Source organism: Xanthomonas prunicola (assembly GCF_002846205.1).
In the GTDB taxonomy this organism is placed as follows: domain Bacteria; phylum Pseudomonadota; class Gammaproteobacteria; order Xanthomonadales; family Xanthomonadaceae; genus Xanthomonas; species Xanthomonas prunicola.
In genome coordinates this window covers 18,036-40,973 of the sequence record NZ_PHKV01000006.1, presented here as the reverse complement: position 1 = coordinate 40,973, position 22,938 = coordinate 18,036, and the positions used below count along the sequence as shown (strand labels likewise).

At 67.3% G+C, this 22,938-nt stretch carries 19 protein-coding genes; 14 read left to right on the top strand and 5 right to left on the bottom strand.

The window, feature by feature from the left end:
• Positions 1 to 257: 257 nt before the first annotated feature.
• The 14 genes from XpruCFBP8353_RS17035 (at position 258) to XpruCFBP8353_RS16970 (ending at position 17,080) form a co-directional block, all read left to right on the top strand.
• Positions 258 to 746, top strand: coding sequence for a lasso peptide biosynthesis B2 protein (locus XpruCFBP8353_RS17035; protein ID WP_101364267.1), 489 nt, complete (start codon positions 258 to 260; stop codon positions 744 to 746).
• The gene (locus XpruCFBP8353_RS17030) at positions 743 to 2,494 is read left to right on the top strand and encodes an ABC transporter ATP-binding protein (protein ID WP_243391146.1); all 1,752 of its coding nucleotides are present in this window, start codon (positions 743 to 745) and stop codon (positions 2,492 to 2,494) included. The genes XpruCFBP8353_RS17035 and XpruCFBP8353_RS17030 overlap by 4 nt, the downstream gene beginning before the upstream one ends.
• Complete coding sequence (locus XpruCFBP8353_RS17025) at positions 2,491 to 3,726, top strand: lipopolysaccharide biosynthesis protein (protein WP_101364347.1); 1,236 nt, start codon at positions 2,491 to 2,493, stop codon at positions 3,724 to 3,726. Before XpruCFBP8353_RS17030 ends, XpruCFBP8353_RS17025 begins: the two co-directional genes overlap by 4 nt.
• A 68-nt stretch (positions 3,727 to 3,794) precedes the next feature.
• Positions 3,795 to 5,087 carry a hypothetical protein gene (locus tag XpruCFBP8353_RS17020; RefSeq protein WP_101364345.1) on the top strand — a complete coding sequence of 431 codons (1,293 nt, stop codon included), beginning with the start codon at positions 3,795 to 3,797 and terminating at the stop codon, positions 5,085 to 5,087.
• Positions 5,084 to 6,040, top strand: coding sequence for an NAD-dependent epimerase/dehydratase family protein (locus tag XpruCFBP8353_RS17015; RefSeq protein WP_101364266.1), 957 nt, complete (start codon positions 5,084 to 5,086; stop codon positions 6,038 to 6,040). The genes XpruCFBP8353_RS17020 and XpruCFBP8353_RS17015 overlap by 4 nt, the downstream gene beginning before the upstream one ends.
• Positions 6,041 to 6,392: 352 nt before the next feature.
• A complete protein-coding gene (locus XpruCFBP8353_RS17010; RefSeq protein ID WP_243391156.1) occupies positions 6,393 to 7,130 on the top strand; it encodes a TylF/MycF/NovP-related O-methyltransferase in 738 nt (245 codons plus the stop codon).
• Entirely contained in the window at positions 7,127 to 8,473 is a 1,347-nt protein-coding gene (locus XpruCFBP8353_RS17005; protein WP_101364265.1) for a hypothetical protein, read from the top strand. Before XpruCFBP8353_RS17010 ends, XpruCFBP8353_RS17005 begins: the two co-directional genes overlap by 4 nt.
• Positions 8,474 to 8,525: 52 nt before the next feature.
• Positions 8,526 to 10,367, top strand: coding sequence for an asparagine synthase (glutamine-hydrolyzing) (asnB, locus tag XpruCFBP8353_RS17000; protein ID WP_101364264.1), 1,842 nt, complete (start codon positions 8,526 to 8,528; stop codon positions 10,365 to 10,367).
• The gene (locus XpruCFBP8353_RS16995) at positions 10,360 to 11,382 is read left to right on the top strand and encodes a class I SAM-dependent methyltransferase (protein WP_101364263.1); all 1,023 of its coding nucleotides are present in this window, start codon (positions 10,360 to 10,362) and stop codon (positions 11,380 to 11,382) included. Before asnB ends, XpruCFBP8353_RS16995 begins: the two co-directional genes overlap by 8 nt.
• The gene (locus XpruCFBP8353_RS16990) at positions 11,369 to 12,625 is read left to right on the top strand and encodes a hypothetical protein (protein ID WP_101364262.1); all 1,257 of its coding nucleotides are present in this window, start codon (positions 11,369 to 11,371) and stop codon (positions 12,623 to 12,625) included. The genes XpruCFBP8353_RS16995 and XpruCFBP8353_RS16990 overlap by 14 nt, the downstream gene beginning before the upstream one ends.
• Complete coding sequence (locus tag XpruCFBP8353_RS16985; RefSeq protein WP_101364261.1) at positions 12,622 to 13,953, top strand: O-antigen ligase family protein; 1,332 nt, start codon at positions 12,622 to 12,624, stop codon at positions 13,951 to 13,953. Before XpruCFBP8353_RS16990 ends, XpruCFBP8353_RS16985 begins: the two co-directional genes overlap by 4 nt.
• A 3-nt stretch (positions 13,954 to 13,956) precedes the next feature.
• On the top strand, positions 13,957 to 15,036 hold the full coding sequence (locus tag XpruCFBP8353_RS16980; RefSeq protein WP_101364260.1) for a glycosyltransferase family 4 protein: 1,080 nt from the start codon (positions 13,957 to 13,959) through the stop codon (positions 15,034 to 15,036).
• Positions 15,037 to 15,074: 38 nt separating this feature from the next.
• The gene (locus tag XpruCFBP8353_RS16975) at positions 15,075 to 15,815 is read left to right on the top strand and encodes a WecB/TagA/CpsF family glycosyltransferase (protein ID WP_207759682.1); all 741 of its coding nucleotides are present in this window, start codon (positions 15,075 to 15,077) and stop codon (positions 15,813 to 15,815) included.
• Positions 15,812 to 17,080 (top strand): O-antigen ligase family protein, encoded by a 1,269-nt coding sequence (locus tag XpruCFBP8353_RS16970; RefSeq protein WP_101364258.1) that lies wholly within the window; start codon positions 15,812 to 15,814, stop codon positions 17,078 to 17,080. The genes XpruCFBP8353_RS16975 and XpruCFBP8353_RS16970 overlap by 4 nt, the downstream gene beginning before the upstream one ends.
• A gap of 263 nt (positions 17,081 to 17,343) precedes the next feature.
• On the opposite strand, the gene XpruCFBP8353_RS16965 is transcribed toward XpruCFBP8353_RS16970, so the two are convergent.
• The 5 genes from XpruCFBP8353_RS16965 to XpruCFBP8353_RS16945 form a co-directional block, all read right to left on the bottom strand.
• Positions 17,344 to 17,721, bottom strand: coding sequence for a class I SAM-dependent methyltransferase (locus XpruCFBP8353_RS16965; RefSeq protein WP_101364257.1), 378 nt, complete (start codon positions 17,719 to 17,721; stop codon positions 17,344 to 17,346).
• 13 nt (positions 17,722 to 17,734) lie between these two features.
• Positions 17,735 to 18,853 (bottom strand): non-hydrolyzing UDP-N-acetylglucosamine 2-epimerase, encoded by a 1,119-nt coding sequence (gene wecB / locus XpruCFBP8353_RS16960; RefSeq protein ID WP_101364256.1) that lies wholly within the window; start codon positions 18,851 to 18,853, stop codon positions 17,735 to 17,737.
• A gap of 18 nt (positions 18,854 to 18,871) precedes the next feature.
• Positions 18,872 to 20,200 carry an undecaprenyl-phosphate glucose phosphotransferase gene (locus XpruCFBP8353_RS16955; RefSeq protein WP_243391145.1) on the bottom strand — a complete coding sequence of 443 codons (1,329 nt, stop codon included), beginning with the start codon at positions 20,198 to 20,200 and terminating at the stop codon, positions 18,872 to 18,874.
• A gap of 147 nt (positions 20,201 to 20,347) precedes the next feature.
• Positions 20,348 to 21,520 (bottom strand): glycosyltransferase, encoded by a 1,173-nt coding sequence (locus XpruCFBP8353_RS16950; protein ID WP_279327771.1) that lies wholly within the window; start codon positions 21,518 to 21,520, stop codon positions 20,348 to 20,350.
• Positions 21,517 to 22,659 carry a glycosyltransferase family 4 protein gene (locus XpruCFBP8353_RS16945; protein WP_101364342.1) on the bottom strand — a complete coding sequence of 381 codons (1,143 nt, stop codon included), beginning with the start codon at positions 22,657 to 22,659 and terminating at the stop codon, positions 21,517 to 21,519. The genes XpruCFBP8353_RS16950 and XpruCFBP8353_RS16945 overlap by 4 nt, the downstream gene beginning before the upstream one ends.
• Positions 22,660 to 22,938: the final 279 nt, after the last annotated feature.

Genomic DNA, 22,938 nt, shown 5'->3' with positions numbered 1-22,938 from the left:
TGCCGCTTTGGCGTTTGCTAGGCTAGCGTGCGGCGGCGGGACCTACACACGCGCGCCAGTTCCGAGCCGGGCAGGCTTGCGCCGGTTGATCGCCTTCCCCCACACGTGCCCTCTGCCATGCTCTCTTCATCGCCGGCCCTGCAGTGGCGAAAGCAGACACCGCAGCATCCGATCGCGTGCACGCGCACCTTCATGGCAACCGCGCCCGCCGCGCTGCGTCGGCTCCCCGCAGCGCGAGCGGACGGCTGGCAGTGAGCATGCCCGCAACGGTCGTTCGCTGCCGCCGCATGCTGGCGGCCTTCGGCCGGCTACCCCGATTCGAACGGCTGCTGCTGGCGCCGGCCTGGATACTGTTGGGGCTGGCGCGTGCAGCGGTGCGCTGGCTCGGCTTTCGTCGGCTAGCGCACTGGGTCGGCGATCAGGTGGCCGTGCCGCCGGCCCTGCCACGCCTGGACACGCGTGCACAGCGTCGCGCCCTGCAGATCGGCCGGACCGTGCGCCTGGCGGCACGCCATACGCCCTGGGATTCCAATTGTCTGGCGCAGGCGCTGGCCGCGCATTATCTGCTTGGCCTGTTCCGGGTCGCCCATCTGCTGTGCCTGGGGGTGACGCGCAGCGACGATGACGGGCAGCTGCAGGCCCATGCCTGGGTACTCGCCGGCAGCACGCGCGTGACCGGAGGCCGCACGGCCGAGCGCTTCACCCGTGTCGGCTGCTTCGTGCCGCGCGCATGGCGGGCCCGATGACCGTGTGGCGCTGCATGGCGCGCCTGTTGGGTTGGGCGCCGCGGCGCCAACGGCTCGGGCTGTTCGCCCTGATGGTGCTGGCCGGTGCGACGGAAGGCATCGGCATGCTGCTGCTGGTGCCCTTGCTGGCCACCCTGCAAGGCGGCGAGGCCGCCGCCACGGGCAGGGTGGCAGGTCAGTTGGTACGTCTCCCCATCGCACTCGGACTGCCGACCACCTCGCCGATTCCCTTGCTGCTGCTGTTCTGTACGGTCGTGCTGGCGCGCAATGCGATCCAGCTCGGCCGCGAGCGGGCGGCAGCACAGCTGCAACAGGATGTGGGCGAGCGGCTGCGCATGGCCAGCTTCGCGGCGCTACTCGGCGCGCAGTGGCGCTGGTTGGTGGGCCAGCGCACCGCCGACCACGCCAGCCTCATGCTCAGCGACGTCAGCCGCGCCGAAGTGGGTCTGGGACATGGCCTGTCGCTGCTCGCCGCGGGCACGACCGCCCTGCTTTACCTGCTGGCTGCGATCGCGTTGTCCTGGCAGCTGGCACTGATCGCGCTGCTGAGCGGATCGGTGCTGTTGTTGTCGATAGGCCGGCGGCGACATGGGACGGTCGCGCTGGGCCGGCAACTGACGCAGGCCAACCAACGCTTGCACGCGGGCCTGCACGACCGTCTGTCCGGGTTGCGCCTGGCCAAGATCCTGGGTGCCGAAGCGCGCTACCTGACGGCCTTCGGGCGAACGGCCCGGACGATGCACGAGCAGCAGCTGCGGTTCGCACACGGCCTGAGCAGTTCCAAGGCCTTGCTGCAGAGTGCCGGGGCGGTCCTGCTGGCGTGCTACGTCTACCTGGGCCTGCAAGTGCTGCACATGGCCATGGCCGAACTCCTGGTGCTGGTCGCGATTTTCGCCCGCCTGCTGCCACTGTTGAGCAACATCCAGCAACAGCGCCAATATTGTCTGCATGCGATGGCGGCATTCGCCGAGATCGAACGCCGGCTGCAGGAGAGCCGGACCTGGGCCGAACCGCCCCTGGCTGACGCCACGCCGCCGATCCAGCTGACGACCTCGATCGCGCTGGCGACGGTCCAGGTCCAGTACGCCGGACGCGACACGCCCGCGCTGCAGAATCTGTCGCTGCGCCTGCCGGCGCGAACCACCACCGCGGTGGTCGGTGCCTCCGGTGCCGGCAAGAGCACGCTGGCCGATGTCCTGAGTGGCTTGCTGAGTCCAGACCAGGGCACGCTGGAGATCGATGGCCTCGTGCTGGACGCCACCGCGCGGCGGGCCTGGCGCCGCTCGGTGGCGTATGTCTCGCAGGATGCGTTCCTGCTCAACGACAGCGTGCGCAATAACCTGTTGATCGCTTGTCCGGGTGCAAGCGAACAGGCGCTGCATGCTGCGCTGGAGCAGGCAGCGGCCCAGTTCGTCCATGCCCTGCCGCAGGGTTTGGACACGCCGGTCGGCGAGGGCGGCATGCCCTTGTCCGGCGGCGAGCGCCAGCGGCTGGCACTGGCGCGTGCGCTGCTGCAACGTCCGGCGTTGCTGATCCTGGACGAGGCGACCAGCGCGCTGGACCACGACAACGAGACACGCATCCGCCGCGCCATCCAGGGCCTGCATGGCGACCTGACTGTCCTGCTCATCGGCCATCGGCTGGCCTTGCTGGAACAGGCCGACAGCGTGCTGGTGCTGGACCAGGGGCGGCTGGTGGCGCAGGGCCCGTGGCAGGCCGTGGCACCGGTCTGGATCGGCGCCCGGTGAAGCCGCCCCTGCCGCCTGGGTGGCGTGGCCTGGCGCGCGGCCTGTCGGCGCAATGGGGGTCGATCCTGTTCACCGCCGCGGTCTCGCTGGCGCTGTCGGTGTGGCTGGCGCGTGGCATGGGCCCGGCCGGCTTCGGCCGCTACGCCTACCTGCTCAATCTGGCGACCTTGCTGGCGCTGCTGCAGGATGCCGGCATGCGCACCCTGGTACTGCGCGAGGGGGTTGCGGCCGGCGTTCCGGCGCCGGTGGCGCGCGCGCTGCCTGGCCTGGCACGCGGGCATCTGCTGTGGTCCACGCTGCTGCTGGCCGCCGTAACCCTGGCAGCGACGCGCGCCGGCGGCGATCCGGCGCTGGTCTGGGCGGTGCTCTGCTTCGGTGCGGTCACGCTGACCCAGCTGGTGTCTGCGCAACTGAAGGCAGCGGGCCAATGGCAACGCGACGCCAGCTGGCTGGCGGGTGCACGAGCGCTCAGCGCGGTGCTGGTGGTGGCCGCGGTCCTGCTGCTCGGTCACGACCCCGGCGTGGTCTTCGCCGCCTGGGCATGCGGCCTGCTGCTGGCCTACGTCTGGCTGGGGCGCGGCCTGCAGGATCGGCCGCACTGGCGGCCACAGCCGCTGGCCTATCGTGCGGCCGCCGGTTTTTTCTGGATCGATACCGCGACCGGCCTGTACCGTCGTAGCGACGTGGTGATCCTGCAGCACACGGTGCCTGCGGCGGAGGTTGGCCAGTATGCCGCCGCGTATCGCGTGTTCGATGGGGTGCTGTTGCTGGCGATGCCGGTCGCCTTGCTGCTGTTCCGCCAGCTGCGCCTGGCACGCGCGCAGGGCGGGCGGGCGCGCCGACTGGAGGATCGCGCGCTGTGGCTGGCCGGTGCGGCGGGTCTGGCGCTGGCGGCGAGCGGCGCCTGGCTTGGCAGCTGGCTGATGGAGCTGTTGTACGGAGCGTCCTATCGCGTGGTGGCGGGGCAAGTGCTCGGCTGGTTGTTTGCCGCGTTCGTGTTCGTGCTGCCGAATTACGTGCTGACCCAGGCCGCCATCGCCTGCGACCAGCAGCGTTGGTACGTGCTCGGCGCCGGTGTGGCGGCGGTGGTCAACATCGCGCTGAATCTGCTCCTCACCCGCCAGTACGGTGTGCACGGTGCAGCGATCGCAGTGATCGCCACCGAGGCTGTACTGACCGCCACATTGTGGTGCGGGTTGCGCATTGCAGGACCCGGTCGCACGCACGCATAGCCGCGTTGCCGCCGCTGCAATCGCTGTGGCACAGTGCTGTCGGTACGGCGTGGCGCTCCCATGCCCCTTTGAACCGCAGCGAAGATCTGATGCCGGGTATAGACGAGATCCCTGAACGCCGTGACGAGGTCTCCCTGGGCGATCTATTGCTGGAAGTGCTGCGCTTCTACCAACAGTTCGGGCGCCTGCTGATTCCGCTGGCATTGCTGCTTGGGATGCTGGCCGGCGTCCTTGTCGCTATGCGGCCCCTGTATGCGCTCACCGCGCTGCTGGAAACGCCGCAGATGACCCTGGAGCAGTGGCGCAAGCTGCAGCCCATGCTGTCCGACCGCCAACTGGTGGCGGCCTCGCTCGCCAGCATGACCGACCTGTCGTCCGAGCAGCGCGAGCGCCTGCAACGCGCCTTCGTACGCCGGAAGTATTGGGACACGTACGTGACCTACCGCAGCGCGGTCGAACGTGACGACATCCGCCAACAGGTCAACATCGATGCCAAAAGTGTCGGCGCGTTGGGACTGGAAGTGTCGTTGTACGCACGCGACGATGCGGCTGCGAACCAGCAGCTGGAGACCATCGCGCAGCATGTCCGCCAGGTCGTGCTGTGGGCCGGGGTGCGTGACTATCTGGACAGCCTGCGCCAACAGGCGCTGGAACAACGCCCGCAGTTGCAGATCAACCAGATCCAGCAACGCTTCGCGATCGAACAGAACGAGCGGCAGGCCGCGGACATGCAGCAGTTGCTGGAGCGCTATCCGGAACTGCGGCGCAACGAGGTGAACACCGTGGTGTCGGTCGGCGATGGTGGCGGACGCTACCTCTCACCGCTGGCGCAGATCGTCGCCTTGCAGTCGACCATCGCCGGGACGCGGGCCACCTTGCGTCAGGTAGAGCGCGAACTGGAGCAGTTGGACGGCAAACAGCGCTTCCTGGCAAGGGTAGACCAGCGCGCGCCAGCATTGCACTTGGGCCTGGCGCTGGCAGATTGGGTGCAGAGCTGCCGACGCGCCGTGTTCGGGCCCGGCAATCCCTCCGGCTCGGCGCAGTCGCAGGTCGCCAGCGAAATCGACCTGGCGCTGTCGCAACAGCGCTGGCGCGCACAACAGGTGCGCTACCGGGCCATCCCCGCGTTGTCACCGGCGCCGGTGCCCTCGCGCCAGCCGCTACTGGTGACGCTGGCGGTCTTCCTCGGGGTGTTGCTGGTCTCGTCGCTGGGATTGGCGCTGTATGTGATCGCACGTCGCCATGGCGACCGGCGCGCGTCCTGGTCGGCACATGCCGACCCGCTGTTCGCCTGGTTGCCGCCGCGCATGCGTCTTCTGTTGCTCGGTCCGACCGACACGCGCCCGCTGGGGCCTGAATGAAGCGGGTACTGGTTACCGGCGCGGCCGGAATGATCGGCAGACGCGTGGCGAGCGCGTTGCTGGAGCGTGGCGACGCCGTCGCGGGACTGGACGATCTGTCCAGCGGTATGTCCCTGCCACAAGGCCTGCATGCAGCAATCGTCGCCGACGTGGGCGATCGCGCAACGCTCGCTGCCGCATTGCGCGCGTTCGGCGCCGATGCGCTGATCCATCTGGCCGCCCTCCACCACATTCCCACCTGCGAGACGCAGCGCATGCGCTGCCTGCAGGTCAACGTCGTCGGTACCGAGAGCGTGTTGCACGCCGCCAGCGACGCGGCGCTGCAGCAGGTGGTTATCGCCTCCAGCGGCGCGGTCTACGCGTGGGGTGATAGCGCACTGGACGAGCACGCCAGCGCGACCGAAGCACGCGACAACTACGCGCTGTCCAAACTTTGCAACGAGGCCCAGTTGCGGCTGTGGTGCACGGCAGAGTCCGGCCGGCGCGGGCGCGCAGCGCGTCTGTTCAACACCATCGCCCATGACGATCCCAATGCGCACTTGATCCCGGACGTGTTGGCGCAACTGGCGACCGATCCAGCAGCGACGCCAACGTTGCGGTTGGGCAACCTGCAACCGCGCCGGGACTATCTCCACGCCGACGACGCGGCGGCAGGGCTCATCGCGCTGCTCGACGACGCGCGGCCTGACCCGGCTTTCGATGTCTTCAATCTGTGCTCGGGCGTGGAGCATTCGGTTGCCGAACTGGTGGAGCACATCGGTGCAGTGCTCGGGCGCTCGCCGCGCCTGGAAGTCGACCCGCAACGTCAACGGCGCATCGACCGTCTCCATCAGTTGGGCGATCCGCGCAAGGCGGCGCGCGTGCTGGGCTGGCGGGCGCGCTGGAGCCTGCGCGAGGCACTGCAGCGCGTGTTGACGCACACCGATGCGCCCACTGCCGGGCACCACGTGTGAGCCTGCGCGATGCAATCACCTCACCCGCTGCCACGCTGATCGCAACGCCTGCCGTGCACACAGGCCGCATTGTCGTGCGCCATCATCGGCGCCGTGCCATCGCAGGACGAACGATCGCGACAGCGGCACCACGCACCCATCTTGAGATCGGTCTGATCGATGCGTAGAACCTGCGCGACAGCGACAAGGCATTCACTGCCGGATCCGCGCTGCAGCACATTCGCTCTGCCGATGGCCAAACGCGACCGAGTGTCTCCATGGGGAGTGCGGCCTGCGATTGCGTTAGCGCCTCCCCAGCCCGGATACTCCGACTGCGGTATTCCCCGTTCTTGCGAAGGTGTCCGGCTTGTCTGTGACGACCATTGAACGCCTCAAGCTCGCCTACCGTCGATTGCGCGTGGGAGCGAACCTGCACCGTAACGATGCGCTCGGCGCGCTATTTCGGGCATGGGCTTACACACACGCCACGCAGCTGACGGGCGACTACTACGAGTTCGGCGTCTATCGCGGCAACAGTCTCGCTCACGCGTGGCTGTGCTACCGCCATCACCGACGCCATCTCGAGCGCAGTGCGCGATTGCCCTACCGTCGGCAGGGAACCGTGTCGGCGTTTCTGACGCAGCGTCCACGGTTCTACGGTTTCGATACGTTTGCCGGGATGCCGGACAATCTGGAAGGCGAAGACAGTTTGGCGGGCGGCAGCTTCCTCGCCTCCCGCGCCCAGGCCCAGGCACGCTGTGCTGCCGTCGGTCTGAAGGCGCCGGATCTGCAGCTGGTGCAAGGCTTGTTCGCCGACTCTGCCGCAGCCATCGGCCACACACACGCAGCGATCGTGCACGTGGATTGCGATCTCTACAGCTCGGCAAACGACGCACTGACCTTGATCGCACCGCGTCTGGTGCAGGGCAGTGTCCTGCTATGCGACGACTACGATCTGTTTCGCGCCGACAACCAACAGGGCGAACGTCGGGCGCTGCAGCAATGCGCCGACCATTTCGGTATCGCATTTGAGCCCTGGTTCGCCTATGGCGCCGCCTCGCGTGCCTTTCTGTGCCATGTACCGACGCCTGCATCCGCCGCGCAGCCATGATCGTCGCGCAACGCATGCGCGCAGGGTTCGTTGCCGGCGCAGTGCTGTATGCGCTCAGCCAGGGCTGCGCGCTGCTGTTCCAGGGGTTATTGCTACGTCGGTTCGGCCTGCAGGGCTATGGCGAGGTGGGGCTGGCGCATCTTGGCCTGGTCACTGTGCTGTTCCTGGCAGATCTGGGCTATGCCTCGCTGTTCCTGCGCGAGGACCCTGCCGCACCTGGCTGGAACGCGCGTTGGCGCCAGGCGCTCTGGCACCGCTTGCTCGCCACGGTGGTGCTGGATCTGCTGTGGATCGCCGGTGCCTGGTGGCCCAGTGGCGGCCAGGGCGAAGGGTTGCGCTATCTGCTGGCGGTGCTCCCGGCCACGGTGTTCGGCTTGGTGGGCTATTCGGCACCGCTGCTCGCACGCGGGCGGATGCTGGCGGGATTCATCGTGCAGCAGGTGGCGATGCCGGCGACCATTCTGACCTGGCTGGTGGTGCAACGGCTGCCGGGGTGGGACGGCGCGCTCGGCGCCGGGCTGGCGGTCAGCCTGGGATATCTCCTGCAGGCGCTGGTCAACATCGCGGTGTTCGGTGCACCGCTGCAGTTGCTGTGTCCGCGTCGCGGTGGCGGCCGGCGCATGCTGCGCCCCGCGCTGCAGCTGTCGTTGCTGAGCATCACCGGCACGTTGCACGATCGGTTGACGCCGCTCTTGCTGGCGTCGGTCGCGCCAACATTCCTGCCGGTGTATGTGTTCCTGAACTACCTGCTCAATGGAGCAAGCGGTGTGTTCAGCCAGTTCAATCGCCTGTTGGTGGCCGACGCGCGCGGCCCGACCGGGGAGCACTGGGCCGGCGCGCTGGTCTCGTTGGTGCTGGGCGCAGCCGCGGTGGGCGCGTTGGCGCTGCTGCTGGCGGCAGCCGCCTGGGGCAGTGCCGAGCAGCGCGCGTGGCTGCCGTGGGTCACCCCGGTACTGGCCGCAGGCGCGACCACACTGCTCAGCAGCGTGCTGGCGGCCCTGTTGATCGGACGCCATCGCGAAGCGACGCTGGTTCCATTGTTGTTGGGCGGCGCGTTCTGCAGCGCGCTCCTGCAGGTCGCGGCAGCGGCGGCGCATGCGCCGCAGTGGCTGCTATGGCTGCGCTTCCTGTGCGTGCTCGCCATGGCGGCAGCGAGCCTGCACCTGTGCGGGCTGCGCTTGAACGCCGGCGGCTACGCGGCGCTGCTGTCGGCGGTACTCGCGGTCTCGCTCGGTGGCGGCCCGGTCACGATGACACTGGCGGCGCTGCTGCTGGTGCCGGTGGCGTGGACGGTATGGCAGCGCCGCAGCCTGCTGCACACCACGTTGCCAGCACGCGCGTGATGCCTGATTGCACCTTGATGGCGATGTGCTGCCTCCGGACTCGGAGGCCACCATGTGCGGCATAGTCGCGCTGCGCAGCTTCGTTGCGGGCACGCCGTTGCAGGCGCTGGCCGAGCGCGCGCTGGACGCCTTGTCACGTCGCGGCCCGGACGCGCAGGGTCTGCTGTGCCTGGAGCAGCCGGTACCTACCGCGCTGGGCCACCGGCGCTTGGCGATCCTGGACTTGACCAGCGCCGCCACCCAGCCGATGCGCTGCGCCGAGACCGGCAACGTGCTGGTGTTCAATGGCGAGATCTACAACTTTCTTGAGCTGCGCCGCGAACTGGAAGCGCTGGGTCACCAGTTCCGCACCGACAGCGACACCGAGGTCATCCTGCGCGGCTGGCGCGCGTGGGGCGAGGACCTGTTCCCGCGTTGCAATGGCATGTGGGCGCTGGTGCTGCTGGAGCAGGCGAGCGGCGATCTGATCTATTGCCGCGACCGGCTGGGCGTCAAACCGTTGTACCTGCACCACGACGGGCGGCAGTTGGTGCTGGCCAGCGAGATCCGTGCCATCGCCGCCAGCCTGGGAGGCTACCCGCCCCCCAATCCCGCGGCGGTGTTCGATTTCCTGGTCACCGGGATATCCGACCACACCAGCGAGACCTTCTACGCTGGCATCCGCGCGGTTCCTCCCGGCTGGCTGTACCGGGTGTCGCCAGACGGCCATAGTCGACGCACGCTGTACCACCAGTGGCCGCTGCCCGGTGCGGTGGCGCCGCTGGATGCGCAGGCCACCAGGGAGTTGCTCGAAGATTCCACCCGCCTGCGCCTGCGCTCGGATGCGCCCACCGTCTCGCTGCTGTCGGGCGGATTGGACAGTTCCATCCTGACCACCCTGAGCGTGCAGGCGGGTGCGCTGCCACGCACCTGTTTCGCCGGCGCCTTCACCTATGGCTACCACGACACCGAACAGGCCGGCTTCGACGAAACCGACGCCGCGGCAAGCTTGATGCAAACGCTGGGGCAGAGCGAGCGTCACTTCCTGCATCGCGTCCGCGCGATTCCGGACGAGGAAGAGTTGCTGGCACTGGTGGCGGCGCAGGAGGAGCCGTTCTGTACGCCGTCGATACTGGCAAGTTTCCGCATGTATCGCGCCATCCGCGCCGCCGGTTACAAGGTGGTGCTCAATGGCGAAGGCGCCGATGAGCTGTTCGGTGGGTACGTGCGCCTGTATCTGGCGCTGAGCGCGCGCAGCGCGCTGCACCAGGCACGGCTGCCGACCGCCATCCGGCTGCTCTCCACCGGTGCGGTGGACCCGCGTCTGCTGCTCAATCGTCTTGCATGGGATCTTCCGGCCGGCGCGCTGGGCGCACTGCTGCGCCGGCAGCGGCCGAGCGTGGCCTGCATGTCCTCGGCGCTGTGGCACGACCAGGCGGCCCGGCTGCAGCTGTTGCAGGTCGATCGCCGCGCCGGTGTCGAGGCGCGCCTGCGTCGCGACGTGCTATCGACCAATCTGCCGATGGTGTTGCGCATGACCGACCGCAACAGCATGTCCGCCGGCGTGGAGGTGCGCGCGCCGTTCCTGGACTATCGCGTGGTCGAACGCGCGTTGTCGACGCCGGCACTGCAGCGGATGGGCGACTACCATGGCAAGGCGATGTTGCGACACGCGTTCGCTGACCACCTGCCGGCACGCGTGACCGCACAGCGCAAGAGCACCGGCTTTGGACATGCCGAACAGTTTCTGGTCGACCGCATGCCCTTGCAGCAGGCATTGGCGACGTTGCCGGCGGGCGTGAACGCACTGCTGGATGTCGCACGGCTTCGCCAGGAGCTTGCCAGCGGACGCTCGCACAGCACGCTATGGTTCGCGGTCTCGGTCGCGCTGTGGTATCGGAGCGTCTATGGGTAGCGCGCCGCCGCCATCGCTGGAGTTGTGGACGCCCGACCATGGGCATTGCCGCTGTTGCGGCAGCACGCAGGCGCAACGCACGGTCTGGGCGGAAGTCTATGTCGGGACGGGTCAGGCGCTGCGCCGCTGCGGTGCGTGCGCAGCGGTGTATCTGGCGCCTGACCTCACCGAAGCGGCGCTGCAGCACTTCTATGCCCACGATTATCGGCAGCTGTTTCCCGCCGAAATCCCGTGGGGTAGCCAACGGCGCTTCTTTGCCTGGCGCGGCGACCGGTGGATCGCGCACAACCGGCTCCGGCGGATCGCGCCCGCGCTTGCACCGGCGGCCAGGGTGCTGGAAGTGGGCTCGGGTTTCGGTGCCTTTCTTGGCGCCGCTGCCGCCGTGCGACCCGACCTGCGCCTGTCGGCTTGCGAGCCGGATGTGACGCATCGCCACGTCCTGCTGGATGGCGCGGCGGTGACCTTCCTGCCTGCGCTGGAGACGCTGGCCGACGGGGAGTTCGAGGCCGTGGTCGCCTTCCATGTGCTTGAGCACCTGATCGACCCGCGCGCGTTCCTGTCGTCGCTGGCGCGCATCCTCGTTCCCGAGGGACAGGCGTGGATCGAGGTCCCGGACCTGATGAGTGGATGGCGCTCGCGCAACTATGTCCACCCGGCCCATCTGAGCTATTTTTCGGCGCCGTTGCTGCGGCGGCTGGTCAACGCGGCAGGCCTGGAGGTCGTCTCCTGCGGTCCGTATTCCGATCGCGGTGTGTTGGCTGGAAACATCTGGCTGCACCTGCGACAACCTGCACAACCGCGCATCGCGACACCGCTGGAGCTGGCCGACGCGCACGAGGTCGACGCAGTCGATGCACGGCTGGACACGGTCCGGTGGAGTCAGCGGGACCGACTGCAGCGGCGTCTCAAGCACGGCCTGATCCGGGTTCTCGGTCGAGGCCTGTTCGGTGAACTGCAGCGCTGGCGTGGCTACCGCCAGCTGCGCAAGGACCAGGCGCACGATGGACTTCGCTGACTTCCAGCAGGCCGTGCACGCCCAGTTCGGCGCGGAGGCGGCCGCGGTACGCCATGAGATCTACTTCCTGACCCGCCGACGAGGCGCAGGGCTGCGTGCCGCACTGGCTGTTCTGCGCGATGCATGGCTGTGCCTGCGGCTGCCGCCACGCCCGCCCGTGCTGTCGGCGTGGACGGCGCTGGCAACCCTGCCCGGCAGCAACGGTTGGGGCGCACTCGCACCGTACCTGGCCGATTTGCAGCGGCAGGGTGCGGCATGCACGGTGCTGATCCATCCGCGCCTGCGCGGCAGCGTCGAGGGACAGCTGCCCGCACGGCCGGCCTGGGCCAGCTGGCAGGCGGCGTTGCGTGCCCTGGCATTGCGCCGCACGCCGTCCGGGCCGGCGGTCGCCCCGCTCTGGATCGTGCGCGCCTGCGTATTGCGCCAGCGCCTGTGGCACGGCGCGTGGCAACGGACGCTGCGCGCCGCGCCCCCTGGCGCCACACTGCTGTTGCACAACGACTTCGACATGTATGCGGCGGCGGCACTGCAGGCTGCCGGCGACGGCTGGCGGAGCGTGTGCGTCCAGCATGGCCTGCCAACCGACGAGTTCTTCCCGGTTCGGGCCCGGCACCACCTGCTGTGGGGACCCAGCAGTGCGCAGGTCTACCGCAGGCACGGCGTCGCACCGGCGGCCATCGGCTACGGGCCGGCGATCGCGTTGACCGACCTGGATACCACGACGGTACCGACCACGCTGTACCTGATGTCGCAGAGCCACACACCGATCTATGGGCCCACCCTCGCCGCGCACCTGTTGACCTTGGCGCACGCGCTGCTGGCGCTGGAAGCAGACGGTGTGGCGGTCCGCCTCCTGCTGCATCCGGAGGAAGTGCGCGGCACCCATCCGTATGCAGAGCCGGCGCTGCAACAGCGCTGCCAGCCTCCCCCGCACGCGATCCTGGAAGCGAACCTGCGTCCGGCACTGGTCGTGGGATTCTGTTCGACAGCGCTGCTGCAAGCCGCCTGCCGCGGTCACTACGTGATCGGCATGGCCTGGCCCGCATCCGCGTCCCACGATGCGTTGGCCGTCGGCCGGCCCGCACACCAGGTCGCCGATGCCAACGCGCTGTCTGCGCTGGTCCAGGCGCTGCGCAGCGATGCGGATGCGCGCGCGCAGTTCGCCGCGCAGCAACGGCACTGGCTGCAGCAGACCTTCGCGGCCGATGCGCGATGGCCACAACGTCTGGAAGCGACGCTGTGAAGCGCGCCTACCTGCTGCTGGCGGTGCTGCTGGCGATCCACCTGGGCGATCTGCTGGTGGCATGGCTTTACCACGGCGGGGCGCTGCCGGCGGCGGCCCTGTTACGGCCGATGCGCGATGGCATGCTCATCGTGCTGGCCGGCATTGCGCTGGTGACGGTGCGCATGCCGCGTGCGTTGCTGGCGATGATCCTGGCGTTCGGGATGATCGGGCTCGCATATGCGCCGGTCGGGTATGCCCATGGGTTGCCGGCCGGCATCGTCGTTGGCTCGCTCGGCACGTTGCTGCTGCCGATGCTGCTGGTGCTTGCAGGGTATTGGTGCATGCCGCATTCGAACGATTTCAGACAGGGCGCGCACTCGCTGGTCTGGTTGGGCATCGTCAGCGCCCTGTTCGGTGCGTGGGACCTGGCGCATACCGATTTCTGGGTGCAGACCGTTCGGTTGCCGGACTACCTGGCCGAGGTGAAAGGCGTGCTTCCCAAGGACACCGACCCAACCACCGGGCTGCCATGGAATTTCTACGGCGGCGAAAATTACACGCGCCGAGCCGGTGGACTGGTGGCAGCGCCCCTGGCGCAGGGCCAGTTCCTGATCACGGCGGCACTGACTGCACTAGGCCTGTGGCAGCGGCGCTGGCCATGGCGCGCCATGCTGACGTGCCTTGGGTTGCTCGTGGGCGTGTGGATGTCGGGCACACGTGGCGCCATGCTGGCCGGCATTGTCGGGGTGCTGGGCTACCTGGTCAGCTCACGCGGTCTGGTGCGATCGCCTTGGGCGCGGCTGCTGCTGGTGGGGGGGATTGCGTTGATGCTGGCAGCCGCCTCCTACGGCATCGTGGTGACGTCCGTGAACTTCCGCGACGGCTCCACCATCGGCCACTGGCGCGCGCTGCAGCGCAATCTGGCCGATCTGCACCAGGTCGTCCTATGGGGCGGCGGGCTGGGCCGACAGGGGGCGGTGGCCGCGCGTCAGGCGCTGACCGACCTGGGCGGTGGCGAAGGCGCCATCTTTACCATCGCGTATCAGATGGGGTTGCCGGCAGCCTTACTGTTCTTGGCCTTTATCGGCTGGAGCCTGCACGCGTTGTGGCGTGCCTATCGCCAACGCGACGATCACCTGGCATTGGCGATGTTCTGGCTGTTATGCGGCATGGCGACGACCCTGATCTCCTCCGACAACGCGATGACCGTGTCCGGCGCCGGGGGATTCTGGTTGCTGCTCGGTGGCGCGTTGCGCCATTGCCAATCGCCGTTGCCATCCCGGCGACTGGTCGGGCACACCCGCACAGACCACGCCGCACCCGGCGCCGGCATGGTCGCAGGCTGAGCGATGCGCATCCTGCACGTCTACAAGGATTTCGCGCCCCACAGCGGCGGTGGCGGCGTGGCGCGGCACATCCATGGACTGGCGGTGACCCTTGCCGATGCAGGCCATACGCTGCGGATCGTGGCACCGTTGGCCGATGACGGCATCTCGCCACACGGGTATGCCGTGGTCCGCGCAACGGCATGGCAGCTCTGGCACCACGTCGGCTGGGCCGATGTGGTGCACGTGCACGGTGCACGCACGCCGATCGCCGCGGTCGCCGGTGCGCTGGCCCGGCTGCGCGGCAAGCGTCTGATCTACACCCCGCATTGTTATTACGACGACGATCTTGCAGTGAGCAAGCGCGCGCGCAAGTGGTGCTGGGACCATGTGGTCGAGAAGCCGCTGCTGCAAAGCGCGCAACCCACCGTGCTGCTGTCCGCGTATTGGCTGGACTACCTCTCACAGCGTCGGCTGCAGCCCCGGCGCGCCCTGCTGCTGCCCAATGCCGTGCTCGCCGCCGAGCAATGCCTGCCAGCGGTGTTACGGCAACCGTTACGCGGTGCTCCGGCGCTGCTCTCGGTCGGTCGCCTCGACGCGGTCAAGCGGCTGCAGGATGCGATCGCAGCGCTCACTCAACCGAACATGGACGCGGCCGTGCTGCACGTGGTCGGACGTGGGCCGGATCGGGCACGCCTGGAAGCCTGCGCCGTGGCATTGGGAGTTGCTGCACGCGTGCACTTCCATGGCTTCGTCAGCGATGCCGAGGTTGCGGCGATGGCGGCACAGGCCGATGTCTTCGTGCTGCCATCGGCGGTGGAGGGCATGCCGACCGTGCTGATCGAAATGCTGCTGCATGGGTGTCCGGTGGTTGCCAGCGACATTCCCGGCAATCGCTCGATCCTGGCCCAGGTCGGCCTACAGGCCGCCTTGCACCGGCTCGGCGACAGCGCTGCGTTGGCGGCATGGATCGACGTGCAACGACAGCAGCGGATCGGACCGGAGTGCATCGCACGCGTCCAGGCGGACTTCACCTGGGAGGGCCTGCGAGCGCAGGTGCTGGCCCTGTACGATGCGCAGGTCGCACAGGAACCCGCACCTTGACCACATCGCCGGCTCGCTTGTCCTTTTTCGGATGTCCGTTGGACCTCCTCCCCCCGGAGCAGATTCTCTTGCGTGCGCGGCATGCCGTCGAGGGCGGCGCGCCGATTCGCGTGGAGGGCCTGAACGTCGCCAAGCTGATCGATGCGCGCGCCCAGCTACCGCTGCGCCAGGCGCTCGAACAGGCCGAAGTGGTACACATCGACGGTGCCGGCATCAGCCTGGGCCTGCGTTGGTTCGGGGTGGACGTGCCGCCGCGCAGGGCCGGTATCGACCTGATGCAGGACATGTGCGGCCAGGCGGCCCGCAGCGGTGCCGGTGTCTATCTGCTCGGGGCGCGTCCGGCAGTGGTCGCGGCCGCGGCCGAACGCCTGCGCACGGACTGGCCCGGGCTGCACATTGCCGGCATGCGCGATGGCTATTTCAGCGACGCCGAGGAGGATGCGGTGATCGCGGCCATTCGCCAGTCGGGTGCACGCTATCTGTTCATCGGCATCAGTTCGCCGAAGAAGGAACTGCTGCTGGAGAAACATTGGCAGACGCTTGGCATGCCGGTAGCGATGGGCGTGGGCGGTTCGTTCGATGTGCTGTCGGGCATGTTGCCGCGCGCGCCGCGGCTGATGCAGCGCTGTGGCATGGAGTGGCTGTTTCGGCTTGCGCTGGAACCGCGCCGGCTGGCCTGGCGCTATCTGCGCACCAATGCTGCGTACCTGGTGCTGTTGCTGCGCGCCCGCCTCAGCCGACGCTACCGCGCGCAGGCGCTGACGACCTGGCCCACATGAGCGCGGGCGCGTCTGCGCGCCGGCCTGCGCAGACGGGGCTGGTGGCTGTGTGCCTGGGCCTCTATCTGCTGTTCTGTCTGCAGCAAGTGGTGTTGACCGGCCGCTACTTCGGGGTCGGTCTGTCGCTGGGATCGATGGCAATCCGTGGCGTTGCGCTCGGCTTGAGCGCATGGGCGTTATGGCGGCACGGTGTGCCGGCATGCCTGCGCTGGCCGTTGCTGTCGATTCTGCTCTGCATGGCTGCGCTGGCAGCGTCGGTGTTGGCGTCTGACCATGCGGCCTTGGCGTTCAAGTACGCCGTGCGTTATGCCACTGCCTTGCTGTGGCTATGGGCCTTGTTGAATCTGGCGGTGGCGTGGCCGCACTGGCCGCGCGCGGCGACGCTGGCGGCGTTGATCGCGGTGTGGGTCAATCTGCTGTTGGGCATGGCGGTCCGACTGCAGTGGTCGCCGGCACTGAAGGTCTCGCTGGCCTTCCATGCGCAGGACAGCTTCAAATATCTGCCGCGGGTGTCGGGCATGTACGACCATCCGGCGTTGCTGGCGGCGACTGCCGTCATCGTTGCGTTGCTCACGATCCAGTTGTATCAGCGTCACGAGGTTGGACGCGGGCAGCTAGCCGCAGCAGTGCTGGCGACGATCGCAGCGCTGGCGCTGAGTGAAGTGCGTAACCCGTTGCTGCCGGTGGCCGCATTGATCCTCTGGTGGGCCTGGTCGCGCCGCACTGGCGCACGGCCTGGCCGCCGCGCGGTCTTGGCCGCCTTGCTCGGCCTGCTGGCCGTTGCCGGCTTCGTGCTTTGGCAGCGCTACGCGGAGATGACCAGCGCGGTACACGAAAGCACGCTGACCGCATTCTCATTGGGGCGCACCTACCTGTGGTCAGGCGCTCTCGATGCATGGCGTACGCATCCCTGGTTCGGGCTCGGCGCCGGTGTCTTCCAGTTTCTGGTTCCCGATTACACCGGTGGTCGCTTCGATCGCGGCGAACTGCACGCACACAACGGCCTGCTGGCGGTGTTGTCGGAAACCGGGCTGTGCGGGCTGTTGGCGTGCCTTTGCCTGCTGTGGGCGCTCTGGGCGCCGTTGCTGCGCAACCCTGCCGAGCGCGGCTGGGCGCTGATCTGGTTGCTGTTCCTGCTGGGCTTGAACGTGTTCGACTTCTATCCGCTGTTCTATCCCTTTTCCCTGCATGCAGCCTTGGCAGTGGCGCTGCTGTATGCCCACCATGGCACGCTCAGCGACGCACCGCGATCCAGGACTTGTTGAGGCCGTACCGGCGCTGCGCGATCGGCGTCGCCTCGGGAAACAGTCGTGCCATCTCGCGCCTGCGCAGCAAGCGGATCTCGTCCACGAAGCATCGTGCCTGCGCGCGCCTGCGGTCGATCGATGCGCCCCAGCGGAAGCCGGTACACCAGTTCTGCCTGCCAGGCGCGCGGCAGGAACTGGATGCCGGGTGCCAGATAATGCGGTTCGATCGGGAACCAGTAATTGGGCGTTTGGACGGAATACTGCGGTACCACCGGCCGGATCTAGTCGGCGGATGCACGCATCCGCGCGGCATCGCCCACATGCTCGATCGCCCAATTGGAGTGGGCGATGTCGAAGGCGTTGTCGGCGTCCTCCAGTGCGCAACCGTCGCCCCGTTGCGCACGCAGATGCGTGCGCGCTGCCGGCAGCGGGGCGTCCTCGAGATTGACCACGGTCACCTCGCAGGCGTGTTGCGCCAAGAAGGCATCCGGCACCTGCGTCCAATAGGCGAACGTGCCGCCGACGTCGATCACCCGGCAGTGGCCCTGGCGCCGATGGCAGGCCCGCACCATCTCCGGGAACACGCGTAAGCGACGCGCACGCAACCGCGCACTGAGCGAGGCGGTGTTGGTGTCATCGGCCTGCGCACTGAGACCCATCGCCGCGGCCTGCCTACGCCTGCTGCAGGCGGGGACGCGGCGCGCTGGCGTGTTCGTCCCTGGCCAACAGCGTATCGAGGATGCAGCGGAACGCATGGCCATCGCCAAATGGATTGCGCCACGCCACCGGACGCGCCAGCAAGCGATCAGCCGCAGTGCGCAGCGCGTCCTGGTCCAGGCCATGGGGCAGTTCCGCCCCGCCGATCTGCAGGGTTTCCGGTCGCTCGGTATTGGTGCGCAGCACCAGACATTTGCGCTGCAGGATGCAGGCTTCCTCCTGGATCCCGCCGCTGTCGGTCATGATCAATGCCGCGCCTTGCTGGAGCGCCAGCATGTCCAAGTAACCCACCGGACCGATCGCCCGCAGCACGCGATGCCGCGCGGCCGCCGTGCTCCCCAGCGCATCCAGGCGCGGGTGCATCGGAAACACCAGCGGCAACCCCTGGTCCTCGGAGATCGAGGTGACTGCCTGCATCAGGGCGGCAAAATGTGCGGGATCTTCGGTGTTGGAGCGGCGATGGCAGGTGAGCAGGTGATAGCCGCCTTCGCGCAGCCCCAGGCGTTGCAGGATGGTCGAGCGGCGCAGCGCGGTCTGGGCATGCGCCAGGGTCGCGTCGGCGACGGTATTGCCGGTGATGCGGATGCGTGCGCCGGTCAGGCCTTCATCGCGCAGGATCTGCGCCTGCAGTGCGGTGGGACAGAACAGGTAGTCGGACAAGTGGTCGATCAGAACGCGATTGACTTCTTCGGGCATGCTGCGGTCGCGGCTGCGCAGGCCCGCTTCGACATGGGCCACGGCGATCTCCAGCTTGTTGGCAGCCATGGCGCCAGCCAAGGCGCTATTGGTGTCGCCCTGCACCACCACCACATCCGGCTGCAGCGTCGCAAGTACTGGCTCGATGCCGCACAACATACGTCCGATCTGCACGCCGTGCGGTGCCGAACCCACGCCAAGATTGTAATCGGCCGGCGGCAAACCCAACTCGTCGAAGAACACGCGGTCCATCGCCTCGTCGTAATGCTGGTTGGTATGGACGATCGAAAAATGCAGCCCATCGCGTAGGCTTGCAGCGATCAGCGATGCCAGCTTGATGATTTCCGGGCGGGTGCCGAGAACATAGGTGATGTGCATGGGACTCCCGATCCGGGTTCAATAGGCGTCGCGGTCGAACAGCACGATCACGCAGGTCTGCGCGATGATGCTCAGGTCAAGCCAAAGCGACCAATGCTGGATGTAAGCGAGATCGTGTTGAACGCGGCGGTGCATCTTTTCCACCGTGTCGGTCTCACCGCGCAGGCCATTGACCTGCGCCCAGCCGGTGATGCCCGGCTTGACCCGCTGGCGTTGCAGATAGTTCGGCACCAATTCCTGGTAGTGCGCGTTGTGCGCCAGCGCATGCGGCCGCGGCCCGACGATGGCCATGTGCCCTTGCAGGACATTGAGGAACTGCGGCAATTCGTCGAGGCTGGTGCGCCGCAGGAACGCGCCGAAGCGCGTGACCCGTTGATCGCCCCGGCTGGTCTGCGACGCAGCGGTTGCCGCATCGTGCACCTGCATGCTGCGGAACTTCCACAATTCGAACGGACGCCCGTCCCAACCCTGCCGCGTCTGCCGAAACAGCACCGGTCCGGGACCGGAGAGCTTCACACCCGCGGCCAGGGCCAGCATGAGCGGTGCACTCGCCACCACGATGATGGACGCCAGCACACGGTCGGTCGCCTCCTTCAGCGCACGCGACAGGCCCGTCAGCGGTCGGACCGACAACGCCACCATCGGCGGGCCGCTCATCTCTTCCAGGCAGGATTGACCAGGGCGAAAGGCGAACAGATCAGGAATCCAGCAGGCCTCGACGCAGCATGCATCCAGTTGCGCGATGCTGTGGCGAAGTCGCGCCTCCTCGCGTATCGGCCATGTCACCCACACTTCGCCGACATGCCGGTCTTCCAGCCAGGATGACAATCCGGCAGTGCTGCCAAGCGCTAGGTCCATTGGTACCTGCAGCAACTCGATCGCCGGGCACGGTTGCCGCTGGATCCTCTTCACCAACATGTCGCTGCAGTCGGGTGGACCGAGCAGGGCGATGCGTCGGCGCCCAATATCGTGACCATGCAACCAGGCAAGTGCGCCCTTCATCGCAGACCGCACGCACAGCAGACCCGCACCACCGCATCCAGCCCAATAGAGAAACCACAGGCGGGAGAAACCCGCACCGGTCGCGCTCAAAAAGCCGATCGACATCAACATGCTCAGCACGATTGCCCACCCCGTCAGCACGCGCCCGGCCACCATCGTTGGTGCCACATGCGGTCCTTGGCGGTAAAGCGAGAGGCGCCCGAATACCAGCAGCGTGAGTGCCGCGGCAGCGAGCAACGCGTATGTATAGCGGGGCGCCTCCGGCAATGCCGGTTGGCCGACACGCATGGCATAGGCAAACAACCCGCTGCCGACCACGACGCCCAGATCGGCGACCTTCACCATGCTGGCCACCGATCCAAGCAAGTGACTGGATCGCCTGGTCGCAATGGCGACACGCGGCAGCAGTGGATCGAGCGAACTCATCCGCTAACCCCAACCCGGCAGTGGACCGGCGAGCCTACGCATGGATTGATCAGCATTCCTCTCCCTTCATCCCTGCTTTTCTCCAAGAATGGCAGCTCCGCCAGCGGCGCCGTGCACCTGGCGATAGAGCGTGGCGTAGGAACGCACCATCGCCGCGCCGGTGAAGTACTGCCGATAACGGCTCAACGCCTCCTGCCCCAATGCGTTGGCATCCTGCGGATGATTCCATAGATAACGCATTGCATCGCGTAAGGCCACCGGATCTGCCGGTGCCACCACCAGGCCGGTCTGTCCGGCCACGTTCACAAAGCTGGTCCCGGTGCCGATTTCACAGGAGATCATGGGTTTGGCATGCATCGCCGCCTCCAGCAAGGTGATGCCGAACGCCTCCGATCGCAGATGCGATGGAAACACCAGCCCATCGCACAGCGACAGCAAGGCATGCTTGTCGGCATCGTCCAGCACGCCCAAAAAGTGGACGTGGGTCAGGCCGAGCTGCCGCGCCTGCTGGCGCAAGCGCGGCCCTTCCGGTCCATCGCCAACGATGGCCACCGGGATCTGCGTCTCGCGGACGGCCTGCAGCAGATACTGCAGACCCTTGTAATAGCGCAGGACGCCGACGAACAGAAAAAATCGCGGGCCTAGTCGTGTGCGCCAGGCCTGCGCGCGTTCGGTATCCGGCGTGTAGTGACTGGAGGGGTCCAGTCCGATCGGTATCACGCTTAACTTGGTTTGAAAGTTGGCCAGGACCGGACTGGTGGCACGGTAATTGGGCGATGTCGCGACAATATGGTCGACGCGATCGAGAAAGCGCCGTTGCAGCGGCTGATACAAGCGCAGTAACCGTCGTTGTCGCACGATGTCGGCGTGATACGTCAGCACCGAAGGCGTTCGCACTGCACCCGCCAGATGCAGTACATCCATGAACGGCCACGGAAAGTGGTAATGGATCAGATCGAAGCGACGGGCCAAGCCGGCGAACTGGTGCAGCAAGCGCAGCGACACCGGCATCGACGCCAATTCGAAGTCGCGTCGAAAGCGATGCAGCGTGTAGGGGCCCTGCATGCTGATGCCTGCCAGACGCCCATCGGCGCAGAGGGTCACCACCTCGCTCGCCACAGCGTGCTGATGCGACTGCGTGGCAAGCGTGCGCACCACTTGTTCGGTACCGCCCATGGTCTCCGGCAGGCTGGTCTTGTAGACCTGCAACACCCGTAGCGGCGAGGACGTCAGGCTCAAGCGGCCAACACGTCGCGGTACGCGCCAGCCGTCGCTACGGCGCAACGCTGCCAACTGAACTGCGCTGCGCGCTGCAAGCCCGTCTGACGCGCGGCCTCACGCCAGGCCGCATCGTCGATGCCTCTTGCCAGCGCCAGCGTCAACGCACTGACGTCGGCAGGATCGAACAGCATGGCGACATCGGCGGCCACTTCCGGTAATGCCGACGCCGATGCGCAAATCACCGGCGTACCGCTCGCCATGGCCTCCAGCACCGGCAAGCCGAATCCCTCGTAAAACGAGGGAAACACGAACAAGCGGGCACCAGCCATTAACGCAGGCAAGCAGTCCTGTGGAACGTAGCCAAGATAGCGCAGCCAACCGGCCTGTTCTGCACGACGCATGCGCGCATGCAATGCCTCGCTGGACCAGCCGCTGTGGCCGGCGATCACCAACGGGTAGCGCGCACGCACTGCGGCGGGCAAGGCCGCATATGCGGTCAACAGAACATCGATGTTCTTACGCGGTTCGATGGTACTCACGCACAGACAATACGCATGGGTTTCCAGGCCCAACGCCTGCAGCGGTGCAGCTACTTCGGCCGGGGTATGCGGTCGAAACGCCGCATCCGCCGCTAGCGGGATCGCGCGAATACGCTCCAGCGGCAGCGCAAAGTGCGCAGCAATCTCCTGCCGCGAAAACTCCGAGACCGTCAGGATCAATTGCGCGCGTTGCACCGCCAGCGCCAACTCCTTGCGCATGTAGCGCACCCGGTCGGCGCGGTGGCATTGGGGCCAGCGATAGATTGAAATATCGTGGAAGGTCGCAACGCTAGGACCGTCATACGCAGGCAAATAATAATTGCAGCCATGAAACAACGCCGGTTCCTGCCCGCGAAGGGCACGCGCCTTGGCCAGATTGCCGAGGCGTCGATAGGCATCCGTCGCCACTTCGATCCGCGAGAAACGATCGCGCATCCACGATGTCACGGTCGATGCCGGCCCGGGACTCGGTCGCTGTTGCAGGAGGCGTCGCCCATGCAGGTAGTGCAACGACTCGATCTGCGGCAGTGCCGCCAGATGCATCGCCAGTTCCTGCGTATAACGTCCAACGCCGGTAAGCGGGTGTCGAATCGACTCGGTGGCCAGGATAACGTGCACGGCGCGGCGATCAGGGCTGTTGGCAGCCGACGACGCGGCTGTCCGGTGCGCGCTGCGCCCTTGGCCGTCTATCGATAGCTGGATATGACGACTGGCATCGGCCCATTCCATGCTCCCTTTGGCGACCGCCTCAGTCTACCCGCTGCCGAAGACTGCGGCGACCGCAGCCATCTTCCCCGCCACCGCATCGCGGCCTGCGACAGGCTCGGATCCGAACGCAGCGCCCGGATGCTCCGCCGCGTCCACCAGCGCCGCGGCGTCGGGCCTGCCGAAACTGCT